The organism is Sporosarcina sp. P32b, from assembly GCF_002743335.1.
Lineage (GTDB): Bacteria > Bacillota > Bacilli > Bacillales_A > Planococcaceae > Sporosarcina.
Genome location: NZ_PDZB01000014.1, coordinates 42,200 through 54,026, shown reverse-complemented (window position 1 = coordinate 54,026; position 11,827 = coordinate 42,200). Strand labels below are relative to the sequence as shown.

Sequence of the window (11,827 nt, the reverse complement as noted above, 5' to 3'; positions counted from 1 at the left end):
AGCAACAAGTCAGAGCCGTACTCTGCCTTGTTGCTTTTTTAGTTGATTTGAAATTCGCGCAAAATGCTATTGCCGTCAAGTACTTTAAAATGCGCTGTCATCGTGCTATTTTGTACACTGTCTGCCGCAACTCGATGTCCAAATTCGGGAACATAGACACGATCTAATCCGAAGTTTACGATATAATGATCGTTTTGACGATACTCTCTATCGGTTGTCTGCGCCAACCAGCCCATTAAATAGACGCCTTCCTCCGGTTTTTTGTCAGTCAATGAAATCAATTCAGTGACACCGTCTTTTTGTTCCAATACGCCAAATACTCGCGTCTGGCCGAGTTCATCTGGTTTTTTTAATGCAGTCACTAAACTAGGAGTCATGCGTTCCTTTGGTACTTTTTCGACGTCGTAGCGAAGCATGACATAATTTTCGTTTGCGTCTTGTTCGGTAATCGTTTCTGATTGGAGATAGATATCCGTGCCGTTTTGGATCGTTGTGAAGTAAGGAACCGTGAGACTGGCTAAGATGAGTAAGGGAATTATGAAGAGTATGGATATACTGAATTTACTATGCTTGGGGCCCATTTCAAAGTCACCGCCTTTTCTGCATTTTCATAAAAAGTGTACTTCTTATGTACAGATAGCATGTGCTCTTTATGTGTATTTTAGTAATTTATTACCCAGTTTTTTTATTTCGGAAACCTTTCTCAGTTGTTTTGAATAAATTCTTGTGGGTTGGAGATTAGTGCAGGGGAGGTTTTGAACGTTTAATCCTTGGGTGCGTAATAAGCGGCATGGGGTTGTGGTTCTTGCACGTTCATTTTCTTTTTCCTGTTTGTTCAGTAGTTTGTGGTTTAGCTGTCTATGTAAGTAGTAAGTTCATTGTCGCCACTACAGCGCTGGTGGATGGCTTTCGCGAGGAGCCAGAGACAAGGCCTGTCTTTGTCTCCTCGCTACACCTACCACAGCAGGCGCCTTCGTTAAATTGTGTGAATGGCAGTTCCTACACTTCTTTTGCAAGAAATACATACTAGCTATCACGATGTCACTGAACTTCCTCCTATAAGAACCACAACTAGAATAACTACCACTTAGTAGCGCAGGCACAACTGCGGGGTAGGCCGTGGCTAGGAAACAACTGGCGGCACTTTGCCAGCTGGCTCCTGGCTGTAGGCAATCCCCCACGTGCCTGCGCGAGTCCAGAAAGCAGACACTTACTAACTTCAGTACCCAACCGCCAGTCGTGCAACGTCCCAACAAAGAGTCGCAAAGACACGCAGCCGCCTAGTTTTTCCTGCAAAACACGTTTGTTAGTCGGGTACTGTACGCTATCTCTTGTTTTGCTTTACCACTTAAAACCACAACCAAAATAAATACCACTCAGCCGCATAGTCTTTCTGCCATAAGTGTTTCTTGGTTGGGTAAGGTACGCAAATTATAATTTCACTGTGCTAATCAGAACCACAAAAAAACTGCCGCAAGAAGTCGCGATGACTCTTACGGCAGTGCTTTTGTTAAATCAACAACCCGAACAACGTACTGTCCTTGTTCACTTCTTTATAAGGGAATCCATTCTTCTCCATGCGTGAAATTAGGCCATTATAGTCTTCCTTGTGCTTAATCTCAATTCCAACAAGACCTGGTCCGCTCTCTTTGTTATTCTTTTTCGTATACTCGAACATCGTAATATCGTCATCCGGTCCAAGCACACCGTCAAGAAACTGGCGTAGTGCACCTGCACGTTGTGGGAAGTCTACGAGGAAATAATACAGCAAGCCTTCGTAAATCATCGATTTCTCTTTGATTTCCTGCATTCTACCGATATCATTATTTCCACCGCTGATCACACAGACGACGCACTTGCCTTTGATTTCATTTTTATAGAAATCCAGGGCTGCGATTGGAAGGGCACCTGCTGGCTCCGCGATGATCGCGTGTTCATTGTATAGATCGAGAATTGCCGTACATACTTTACCTTCAGGGACGCTGACGATGTTTTCGAGATAGTTATTGCAAATTTCATAATTTAAATCGCCTACGCATTTGACGGCCGCGCCATCGACGAATTTATCGATCGTTGCCAGGGGAACGACCTTTTGTGCGTCGATAGAAGCCTTCATGCTTGCTGCACCAGCTGGCTCTGCACCGATCATTTTCGTATGCGGAGACAAGTTTTTAATGTACGTACTGATTCCCGACATCAATCCACCGCCACCGATACTTGCAAATACGTAATCAATTGGCTCTTCGATATCGTTCATGATCTCAACAGCTACCGTCCCTTGACCGGCAATAATATCCTTGTCATTGAATGGATGAATGAAAATACGCTGTTCTTTTTCCATCAATTCGACCGCGCTTTCGAAACAATCATCGAACGTATCTCCGACTAAAATAATTTCAATGCGATCGCGCCCGAACATTTTCACCATATTTACTTTTTGTCTAGGAGTTGTTTGAGGCATGAAGATCTTGCCATCAATGTCCAGGTTTGCACATGCGAACGCTACGCCTTGTGCATGGTTTCCTGCACTCGCACAGACAATTCCTTTTTTACGTGCTTCTGTTTCGATGCGTTTCATCTTATAATAAGCACCGCGCAATTTAAAGGAACGGACATGCTGCAAATCTTCCCGCTTAATATACACATGGCAGTCATACTTTTCCGATAGACGATCATTTTTCTGTAAAGGCGTATGCGCTACGATGTCTTTCAGCAGCTGATTAGCAATTAAGATATCTTCTACTTGAACACTTGGAGTTTCCATTTTTTTCACCTTCATAACTTATCATCTAACCTCCGTTATTGAGTCAACGTTTACTCATAATAACATGAAAAAAACTGAATGAACACACGAAAGTTCTAAATTGTGTGTTTATTTTAATAATAGTGACTTTATTGGGAACTTTCTGTGAATGTAAGCGGTTACTGGGTTGATAAGGGAATTCAATAAATAGGGTGGGTCAAATATTTATGTAATAGGGAAGCATTTTGCTATCTTGCAATAGTAGTGGAAAAATATTAATTCATATAAAACATGTAGATTTTTATTCTGTATGTAGACAAATAAGTGGTGTTTAATTCGTAAACAGAAGGGAAAACTAATGAGTGAGGGACTAACCACCAGAAAGGAAGCGTTTATTCATGCAGAAATGGGACAGTAGACCAGAAAAGCCGGATAATATGCAATGGACGGTGTTTGTCGTAACTCTTGTCATCATCGCAGCTGTAATAGTATACGGATTGATGATGTAAAGAGGCAAGAAATGGTATGTCACGATATCGACATGCCATTTTTATTTTCATTTTTTTAATACCTCCATTCGTCGCGCTCTTTTGGATTCTATCGCAAAATAACAGATTCCGTCTGAAAAGAGTGACAAATCTGACTACGCTGTTATATATTAGTCTTAAGAAAAGTTGCTGTATCAGTACAGCGAATTACAAAAAACGAATGGGGGAATAGACGATGAAAAAGAACACAGAGCAGAAAAGACAAATGGTGGAAAAGGTTTGTACGGAATGTGGGAATCAGTTCAAAGAAAAGCAAGAGTCTGTAATGTACGAATGCGAGCGTTGTGTCGGACGACATGAAGAATAATAAAAAATCCTATGCTCCTCCATACGGGGCATAGGATTTTTTTGCGTTGAAGAACAAAGCGTATACACTACAGAAAATGAATTCCGTTAAATTGTATCAACTATCTACATATATAAGTTAAACAAAAGAAGAATTGATTCCGTGTTCGCCGTTGATTTCGGGCGGTCTCGCTATAAGAAAATCAAATTCAGTAACTCCTCTCACAGAACTTTGAATGATTAATGTTTTAGAAAAACTGAGAGTGGTATAGAATGATAAGATGTATTTAGTTTGTTGGAGAGGAGGATGTGTGTATGGCGTACATTGGTTTATTATTAATCGCGATCTCAGTATTGATTGTGGCCATCTACCTTTCATTGTTACTAACGAAGTCTTCGAACTTATTGCTGACAGTTATGGGAACAGTAAAAGGGGTAGAGGCAGAGCTTGATAAGAGCATTGAGCAATTATATGGAACTTTAAATGAGACTGAACAACTGGCATCAGATGTTCAAGTGAAACTCGCTGCAACGACGCCTATGTTTTCTACTATTGAAAATATCGGACGTTCAAGCCAGTACTTGAGTGAAGAGGTAAACAAGCGGACAAGACAATTTGAAGAGGATGGTTCTCTTCCAGGAACGGAAAAATTCGTTCAAGCCATCCAATATGGAGAGTTCGGTGTCCAAGTTTACGATTCATGGCAACGTGGCAAGAAGAGCTTAAAAAATATGTAACAGGAAATGAGGGTTGAGAATGGATCTCGTTGGAATTGGCGTCATACTCATCGGTATCGCCTTCGTCATTTTAGCTATCTATTTCGCAAAAGTATTACAACAAGTCGGAAATATTCTGCAAGACGTCGATGAGACGGTAGGAGCGCTTCCAAAACAACTTGATGGTATTTTGGACGAAACAGGAAATTTAATTAAAAACAGTAATAACTCATTAGCAGATATCAATACAAAAATTGAAAATCTGACTCCATTGTTCCAAGTAATCGGCGACCTTGGAGAATCTACACACCAACTAACTTCTTCGTTAGTGGATGTGTCGTCTTCCGTTCAACAAAAAGGAGAGCACACAGACACTTCGGAGCAAAACAAAAAACTAGGCGGCATCTACGGTTCGGCCATGTTAGGTTATTACATCTTTAAGAAGCGCAAACAATCTGTGAGTGCTGCTAAGGATCGTGCAGAACAAGGTGTTCCACAAAAAAAGTTGCCAGCACCGGAAAACGCGTCATTTTAAGTGCTGACAAAGACTGAAGATCAATCCCAGTGGGGCTTGAGCTTCAGTCTTTTTTAGGTTTAGGGGAGCATTGTAGTAAATGTTTTTATAGTGGGGGAGATACGTGCTCTACCTATACAGTATTGGTGTACGCAAAGGTATGGCGTTGGTGAAAGAGTCTACCGATAACTGGAAACCTATTTTCTTAAGTTCAATACTCGATGCTGTCTTTAGTGTGATTGTCTATGCAATGATTAGTTATAGCGCTTTACTAAATTCTGGGCAAATGGAATAATGTTTTATTTTTTGACAATTGCTTTTATGGGTGAATCACGCGAAGTGTAGACATAGAATTTGAAGGTGACCATGCCGGTACGCGGTTTCTATGCAATAATGTAGCCTATATTTCGGATGGCGATTCCCATCGCTTTTCCTCTTAAAACATAAAAAGAGCTGTTCATAAAGTCTTTACAAGACTCTCTGAACAGCTCTTCCACTTACGGTCGCATCTTCTTAAGTTCTTTACGCTGCTGCATCAAATAAAATGCCAGCGTAGCGACTCCATACAACCCTTTATATTCTTTCTCGCGAACAAACTCACTCGCATTCCCAACACGATCCTTAAAGCGAATCGTCGTATCGAGTGCGGCAGTCGTCACTTCACGTGAAGCCTCGCCAACATCTCCAACAATCTGGAAGACCGGTGTCACTTCATCAATCTGTTTGTTTACATTACTAATCGTATCATTCGTTGTATGAAGAATTTGTTGTGTTTGACCCGTAACTTCTGCTACCGTTGACGGCAGGGTATCGGTCGTCTTTTTGACACTTTCCAATACTTCGGTCAATTTTCCAAGTGGTTTAATTAACACGATTGCGACAATAATTAGCGCGATGCCGATAAGCAATACGCCTATTCCTAGTACCCAATCCATCAAGTTCACCTCTCTCCGTTATTCTGCTTCATCTTGTAGTACATTTTTGATGCTACTTCGGACAATGCAGTCGTTTGCTCCATCAATTTGGCATACTTGCCAGGAGGCGCTGATACTTGATCCGCCATTTTAGCGATAGAGTTTTGCACGTACTGGGTGGATTCGCGAAGTTCTTTCGCTGAGGCCGCCAATCCGTCAACCGATTGCAGTTTTGCATTCGCATCATCCGCAATTTGGTTCGTCTGAGTCATGAGCTGATCGGCTTTATCCGTGATACCGCCCACTTTCAGTTCCACACGTTTCATCGTTTCTTTTACATCTGTCATTGCTTCTTTGACCGCCTTGGCTGTTTTAATAATAGCAATTGCGATAACTACTAAAGCCGCAACGGCGACTATGGCACTAATATACAAGAGCACCTTCAATCTAGTCACCTCCACATAATAAGTGCGTTTTTAACTTGAACGCCTAACTTCCGTCGAAACGGGTAAACGTTCTATATCCTTGTCATTCCACAAATGAAAGTAATCTAAACACTGGCACGCTATTTAACTAGAAAAACTATAATTCCATACCCATATGTGAGAAAAGTACCTGAAATATGATATGATTCTCAAATCAGATATTGAAGGGGTGAAATAATTGCCTTGCAAAGGTTGCATTGTCCGCGCTATTGATTATGAAGTCTCATTTGAAAATTGTAAGCAAACCGCACTGTTCGAATCAATAGAAAATCATTTGAAACGAGCCGATATGCTAGTGAACCAGGTAGATCAAACCTTTCATGTGAAAGAACAAGGGATAAAAGAATTATACGACTTTTGCGTCGATCATGCAGTAGAAATGGATACTATTCAATTTCGTCTCGACCAAACCGACTGGCGACCATTCTCGGAAGTCATGCATGTAGTCGAAATGCAATGGATTGACGAGGTCATTCAAGACGAACAATTGACAAGTCATTATCAGCCTATTGTTACACCTGACCTTGAGATTTATGCCTATGAATTGCTCGCGCGCTTTTATCATAAAGACGGGAAAGTAATTTATCCAAATGAAATTTTCTCCGCAGCAAAAGAGCGTGGTAGATTATATGCTCTTGATAGAGTGTGTCGTCTAACGGCAGTTCGCCATGCAAAACGTATTAGCCAAAAAGCGTTTATTAATTTCATTCCAACCTCTATCTATTCGCCAGAGTTTTGCTTGCGATCGACGATAAATTTAGCGAATGAATTACAAATTGACCCATATCGTTTGATTTTCGAAGTAGTGGAGTCGGAAAAAGTGGAAGATATGGGCCATTTAAAAAAGATTTTGGAGTACTATCATTCAAGAGGGTTTGAGTATGCGCTCGATGATGTGGGGGAAGGCTATAACACAGTTGAAGTACTCTCTTTCCTTCGTCCGAACTATATGAAGCTCGATATTAAATATGTGCAAGGTGTCGCGACGGATCTTGAAAAGCAACTTATTGCAGCAGATTTTCTTGAAAAAGCGTTGGCAGTGGATTCAATTCCGTTAGCAGAGGGTATAGAAGCGGTAGAAGATTTTGAGTGGCTGAAAAAGAAAGGTTATCAACTATTTCAAGGCTATTTGTTTGGCAAACCGTCGGCAGATCCACAAGCTGAAATTTCTATATAAGGCATACATGTTGTCGAGGGTAATTAGTTTACACTGAAATTGGTTTAATGTTAAAATATAAATAATAAGGAGATGGTACATATGAGATTAGACAAAAAAGTTGCAATCATTACAGGCGGGGCTGGCGGCATCGGATTAGGTATCGCTACAGCATTCGCTAAAGAAGGTGCGACTATCGCGATCGTTGACTTAAACAAAGAAGCAGGCGATGCAGCGATTGAAAAATTGCAGAAAATCTCTCCGCAATCGATTTTTATTCAAGCGGACTTAACTGTTCGAACAGAATTACCTTCCATTGTCGAGCAAGTCGTAACGAAGCTCGGAAAATTGGATATCTTAGTTAATAACGCGCATGCTTCACGTATGAAATCTATTGAAGAGATGACGCAAGAAGACATAGACCTGTCGTTCAATACAGGATTCTATCCAACGCTTTACTTGATGCAAGCTGCACTTCCACACTTGAAAGAGTCAAAAGGCACTGTGATCAACTTCTCATCCGGCGCAGGACTAAATGGCGATGTGAACCAAGGTTCATATGCTGCGGCGAAAGAAGCCATTCGCGGGATCACAAGAGTGGCTGCGAATGAGTGGGGTCAATACGGCATCACATGTAACCTGATTTCGCCGATTGCCAAAACACCTGGCATTGAGCATTGGGGAAAAGAAAATCCGGAATCGTATAAAGCGATTCTTGCGAAAAATCCACTTGGACGCCTGGGCGATCCAGAAAAAGACATCGGTCGTACCGCAGTATTCCTAGCGAGCGAAGATGCTTCTTACATCACCGGTCAAACGATGATGGTAGACGGCGGTTCTATCAAATTACGTTAATACAACATTCAAGGCTGTCCTGTTTTTATGGGGCGGTCTTTTTTGTGTGTGTAAGTATGCGTGGGGGCGCGGGTATGAGCGGATATGGCCGTTGATAGAGCGGATTGCGTGTGCGATAGAGAGTTCGTGGTGAAAATATGAGCGCACGCGGATGTTGATAGAGCGGATACCGCACGCCATAGAGCATTCGCGCGGAACTATTGAGCGCATTCAAAACAGCCTTTCCCAAATAATCAAACCAACACTCTTCACAAAACAAAAAAGCTGCTCTATACGAGAGCAGCTTCGTTCAAACAAACGTATTATTTAACTTTGTGTAAATTTGGACTAAACTATTTCGTTCAGCCTCCGATAAGTGACTAAAGAACTCCGAACGCACTTGTATTCCGCATTTCTGCGCTTCGCCTAAAATTTCTAGGCCTAGGGGTGTTATTTTCCAATACTTTGTTCGGCGGTCTTCTTCATCATTACGTAACGTGATAAATTCACTTTTAATGAGCTTTGACGACAAATGCGTTAAGGAAGCCGGCGTAAAGCCTAGTGTTTCAGCCAAGTCAGAAGGACGTTGCTCACCTTTGTTATGTAACTCTAGCAACACAAGAATATGGGAGATCCCTAGGGACAGCTTAGATTCTTGCTGGAAACGGATCAGCATTTTATTTGTCACTTGATCCATTAAATGTACCAAATTGAAAATTGTCTGTTCTTCATTCAAAAAAGAACGCCTCCCTTTCCTTCAAGAAACTTTATGTTTATATACTATTCATCATACAATATTATATACGAAATGAAACCGTTGTGACACGATAATAATACCTACATCTTACACAATATTTTAAAATCAAAGAGTTTTTCATTTTCTTCTTTTTAATTATAGACTGATAGCGTATGATAAAGACAACGAATGAGCTAGATGAACCAAATTGGAAGGGTGGGCATAAGGTTTGATGAAAGTTAAAGATTCGTTAACGTTTCAGCTAGGTACGATCATAGCTGGAATCTTGGTGGTGATGCTAGCTATTACATCACTGGCTACATATAAGACTGCTTATGACAAGTTATATGACGCTGCAGGAATTGAGGCGTACGGCTGTGCCAATATTACTACTGGATTGATTCGACCTGGTGATATGGAAAAAGCATTGGCTGGCGACGCTGATACACAAGATGCACTAGGGAAGACGTTGAATTGGACAACCGAACATAAAAATATATTTGAAACTCAATATATTTTGGATTTGGATGGAAAACTCGTAGCCCTCGACGATAATCTGAGAGCTAAAGGATTTAAGCCGGGAGATCAGTTCCATTTAGACGAAGAAGCGATTGCCGATTTACTCGAACATCGACATTCTACATACTCCCAGCCTTACGAGTATGGTGACATGGAGCGGCTTTCAGGTTATGCGCCAATACACGCAGATCAGGATGCGAGCAAAGAAATCATCGCATTCAGCGTAATTGATTTCGATGCGAACATCGTCAAGCACCGTACATGGGATGTCGTACGCGACGGAATCTTGATCAGCATTATCCCTATGATACTTGCTTCAATCGGTACAGGATTCCTGATTCGTCGGAAAACGAAGCCGATCACGAGCTTAATTGAGCAGGCGAAGAAAATTGCGGATGGCGACTTGGCGGTTCAACCGACGGAAGTGAAATCACAAGACGAAGTGGGCGACTTAGCCCGTACACTGAATCGTATGACGGTGAATTTACAAGATATGATCTCGACGATGAATACGACATCGCAGCATTTATCCGAAAACGCGGGGGAAACCTCTGCATCACTTTCTGAAATGCGTGAAGCGATTACGATGGTTGCGCATAATATCGAAGAAGTCGTCACGGCCGTTACGGATGGCACATCAACTGCGGAGCACGCTACAGGCATTTTGACGGGATTAGCAAGTGGTTTAGACAACACGAAACAAAGCGCTGATTCGATGCTCGTTAACTCCAACGAAACGATGAAGATTGCACTAGAAGGCGCAAAACGTGCAGAGGAAATTAGCCACGATATGGAATTAATTCGAAATGGTTCACAAGAAGTGGGAGATACGATCCAAAACTTGGTTGAATCTACGACGAAGATTCAAAATATCACAGGTTCTATCGCAGGAATCGCAGCTCAAACCAATTTACTCGCGCTGAACGCATCCATTGAAGCGGCTCGTGCAGGTGAACACGGTAAAGGCTTTGCGGTAGTGGCAGAAGAAGTACGGAACTTGGCCGAGCAATCGAATCAGGAAGTGCTCGAAGTAGAGAAACTAGTGAAGGATATTTCGGATCGTATCCAGCAAGTCATTACTTCTACATCGGAAAATACGAAACATATCACGAAGGGTACAGAAACAGTGAAGCTTACGTCTCAGTCATTGAGTAATATTTCCGTAGCAGTTGGAGAAACTGTCAAGGAAATCAAGAATATCTCGAACTTGATGACGTCAGAAGCCGCGAAATCAACAGAGGCAGTGCAGTTGATCGAGCATTTGACACATGCTGTACAAAATATCGAAGACATGACGAATAATATTGCGGCAGCTGCCGAGCAAACGACAGCCAGCATAGAAGAAATTTCAGAACGTTCTACGCAGACCAATCAAATGGCGCGTGAACTGGAAGTGTTTGTCGGTTCATTCAAATTACCTAAGTAAACACTCGACCATCGCTTATCAAGCGATGGTCTTTTTAACCATTGATTTTAGAATGTATGTTCTGTATAATACGAACATACATACGCTTAAGAAATGGGGAATAGCTGATGGAAAGGAACCGAGATAGAGGGAAATTGAAGTGGACGTCGCTTATGCTGCCTGAACACCTCGAGAGACTACGTGATTGGCAACGGGAAGACGAATATATAGAACGACCTGAGTTAACCGATTGGGAGCTACAAACGATGCAGGAGACTCTTGAAGTGGCTTTGCGCAGACGTAGCGAGACATCAATCAAGACTTGGCATGATGGAGAGGTTCGCTTTCATCAAGGGGAGATCGAAGCGCTCGACTTGCAGACGATGACGATCGTACTGCGCGATCCATTTGGAGCGGAAAGAATTCATGTAGCGGATGTGGTAGATGTCCAGTTGTCCAAAGCAGTAGACGGTTTATAGACAAAAATAAAAGCCGCCTGCGAAGGCAGACAGCTTAATCTCTGAAAAATGCTTTTTCTACGTTGTACTTTGCTTGCTCTGTGTTGATTACGTACGTTTCGTAGATTTCGCGTTCCATTGGATCATCGATGATCACAGCGGAAATTTTTGCTACTTCTTCACGGTGATTACGTAATGGAGACACTTGGTCTTCAAAATGCTTTTTCAGACGTGGACGTAATTTACGTGCTTTTCCTACGAATAATAACTCGTCGCTTTGGTTGAAGAACAACAAAAGGCCGCCTTTATCACGTGGAATGTCATGAAAATCGATGAAACCATAGATTGGCTTAATCGGCGTTTCATCCGGTCCCATTTCTTGTTTTCTGCGAACGATCGTTACGTCCGGTTTAGGTAATGTAATATTGATCATTTTACTTCACATCCTTATATCAGTCAGTGTTTATCCTATCATATGACAAAATAAAAAGCGAGAAACTTTCTCTCCATTCC

The 11,827-nt window shown here is 41.8% G+C and carries 13 protein-coding genes; 7 read left to right on the top strand and 6 right to left on the bottom strand.

Annotated features, from left to right (window positions below):
- Positions 1–38: 38 nt before the first annotated feature.
- Positions 39–581 carry a GDYXXLXY domain-containing protein gene (locus CSV64_RS10740; RefSeq protein ID WP_099634436.1) on the bottom strand — a complete coding sequence of 181 codons (543 nt, stop codon included), beginning with the start codon at positions 579–581 and terminating at the stop codon, positions 39–41.
- A gap of 929 nt (positions 582–1,510) precedes the next feature.
- On the bottom strand, positions 1,511–2,779 hold the full coding sequence (ilvA, locus tag CSV64_RS10735) for a threonine ammonia-lyase IlvA (protein WP_099634437.1): 1,269 nt from the start codon (positions 2,777–2,779) through the stop codon (positions 1,511–1,513).
- A 687-nt stretch (positions 2,780–3,466) separates the two neighbouring features.
- Here ilvA and yhfH point away from each other — a divergent pair.
- The 3 genes from yhfH to CSV64_RS10720 all read left to right on the top strand — a co-directional run bounded on the left by yhfH (position 3,467) and on the right by CSV64_RS10720 (position 4,828).
- Positions 3,467–3,598 (top strand): protein YhfH, encoded by a 132-nt coding sequence (gene yhfH, locus CSV64_RS10730; RefSeq protein WP_099627541.1) that lies wholly within the window; start codon positions 3,467–3,469, stop codon positions 3,596–3,598.
- 293 nt (positions 3,599–3,891) lie between these two features.
- Positions 3,892–4,314: a DUF948 domain-containing protein gene (locus CSV64_RS10725; RefSeq protein ID WP_099634438.1), complete on the top strand. Its 423-nt coding sequence runs from the start codon at positions 3,892–3,894 to the stop codon at positions 4,312–4,314.
- A gap of 19 nt (positions 4,315–4,333) precedes the next feature.
- Positions 4,334–4,828, top strand: coding sequence for a DUF948 domain-containing protein (locus tag CSV64_RS10720; protein WP_199168500.1), 495 nt, complete (start codon positions 4,334–4,336; stop codon positions 4,826–4,828).
- Positions 4,829–5,304: 476 nt separating this feature from the next.
- Here CSV64_RS10720 and CSV64_RS10715 read toward each other — a convergent pair whose 3' ends face one another.
- Both CSV64_RS10715 and CSV64_RS10710 read right to left on the bottom strand, forming a co-directional pair.
- Positions 5,305–5,742 (bottom strand): DUF948 domain-containing protein, encoded by a 438-nt coding sequence (locus tag CSV64_RS10715; RefSeq protein ID WP_099634440.1) that lies wholly within the window; start codon positions 5,740–5,742, stop codon positions 5,305–5,307.
- 5 nt (positions 5,743–5,747) lie between these two features.
- On the bottom strand, positions 5,748–6,161 hold the full coding sequence (locus tag CSV64_RS10710) for a DUF948 domain-containing protein (protein ID WP_232321273.1): 414 nt from the start codon (positions 6,159–6,161) through the stop codon (positions 5,748–5,750).
- A 223-nt stretch (positions 6,162–6,384) separates the two neighbouring features.
- Here CSV64_RS10710 and CSV64_RS10705 point away from each other — a divergent pair, with 223 nt between their 5' ends.
- Positions 6,385–7,383 (top strand): EAL domain-containing protein, encoded by a 999-nt coding sequence (locus CSV64_RS10705; protein WP_233190440.1) that lies wholly within the window; start codon positions 6,385–6,387, stop codon positions 7,381–7,383.
- Positions 7,384–7,464: 81 nt separating this feature from the next.
- The gene (locus CSV64_RS10700; protein ID WP_099634441.1) at positions 7,465–8,217 is read left to right on the top strand and encodes an SDR family NAD(P)-dependent oxidoreductase; all 753 of its coding nucleotides are present in this window, start codon (positions 7,465–7,467) and stop codon (positions 8,215–8,217) included.
- 289 nt (positions 8,218–8,506) lie between these two features.
- Here the strand turns inward: CSV64_RS10700 and CSV64_RS10695 are convergent, their stop codons facing one another.
- Positions 8,507–8,932 carry a MarR family winged helix-turn-helix transcriptional regulator gene (locus CSV64_RS10695; protein WP_233190439.1) on the bottom strand — a complete coding sequence of 142 codons (426 nt, stop codon included), beginning with the start codon at positions 8,930–8,932 and terminating at the stop codon, positions 8,507–8,509.
- A gap of 232 nt (positions 8,933–9,164) precedes the next feature.
- Here CSV64_RS10695 and CSV64_RS10690 point away from each other — a divergent pair, with 232 nt between their 5' ends.
- Together CSV64_RS10690 and CSV64_RS10685 are read left to right on the top strand one after the other, a co-directional pair.
- Positions 9,165–10,877, top strand: a complete 1,713-nt coding sequence (locus tag CSV64_RS10690; protein ID WP_099634442.1) for a methyl-accepting chemotaxis protein — start codon at positions 9,165–9,167, stop codon at positions 10,875–10,877.
- 107 nt (positions 10,878–10,984) lie between these two features.
- The gene (locus CSV64_RS10685) at positions 10,985–11,335 is read left to right on the top strand and encodes a YolD-like family protein (protein WP_099634443.1); all 351 of its coding nucleotides are present in this window, start codon (positions 10,985–10,987) and stop codon (positions 11,333–11,335) included.
- Positions 11,336–11,369: 34 nt separating this feature from the next.
- Here the strand turns inward: CSV64_RS10685 and CSV64_RS10680 are convergent, their stop codons facing one another.
- Positions 11,370–11,747 carry a nucleotide excision repair endonuclease gene (locus tag CSV64_RS10680; protein ID WP_099634444.1) on the bottom strand — a complete coding sequence of 126 codons (378 nt, stop codon included), beginning with the start codon at positions 11,745–11,747 and terminating at the stop codon, positions 11,370–11,372.
- Between the last annotated feature and the right edge of the window lie 80 nt (positions 11,748–11,827).

Coding starts and splice junctions, on each gene's coding strand:
- CSV64_RS10740 (WP_099634436.1), bottom strand. CDS start 581: ATGGGCCCCAAGCATAGTAAATTCAGTATATCCATACTCTTCATAATT.
- ilvA (WP_099634437.1), bottom strand. CDS start 2,779: ATGAAGGTGAAAAAAATGGAAACTCCAAGTGTTCAAGTAGAAGATATC.
- yhfH (WP_099627541.1), top strand. CDS start 3,467: ATGAAAAAGAACACAGAGCAGAAAAGACAAATGGTGGAAAAGGTTTGT.
- CSV64_RS10725 (WP_099634438.1), top strand. CDS start 3,892: ATGGCGTACATTGGTTTATTATTAATCGCGATCTCAGTATTGATTGTG.
- CSV64_RS10720 (WP_199168500.1), top strand. CDS start 4,334: ATGGATCTCGTTGGAATTGGCGTCATACTCATCGGTATCGCCTTCGTC.
- CSV64_RS10715 (WP_099634440.1), bottom strand. CDS start 5,742: ATGGATTGGGTACTAGGAATAGGCGTATTGCTTATCGGCATCGCGCTA.
- CSV64_RS10700 (WP_099634441.1), top strand. CDS start 7,465: ATGAGATTAGACAAAAAAGTTGCAATCATTACAGGCGGGGCTGGCGGC.
- CSV64_RS10690 (WP_099634442.1), top strand. CDS start 9,165: ATGAAAGTTAAAGATTCGTTAACGTTTCAGCTAGGTACGATCATAGCT.
- CSV64_RS10685 (WP_099634443.1), top strand. CDS start 10,985: ATGGAAAGGAACCGAGATAGAGGGAAATTGAAGTGGACGTCGCTTATG.
- CSV64_RS10680 (WP_099634444.1), bottom strand. CDS start 11,747: ATGATCAATATTACATTACCTAAACCGGACGTAACGATCGTTCGCAGA.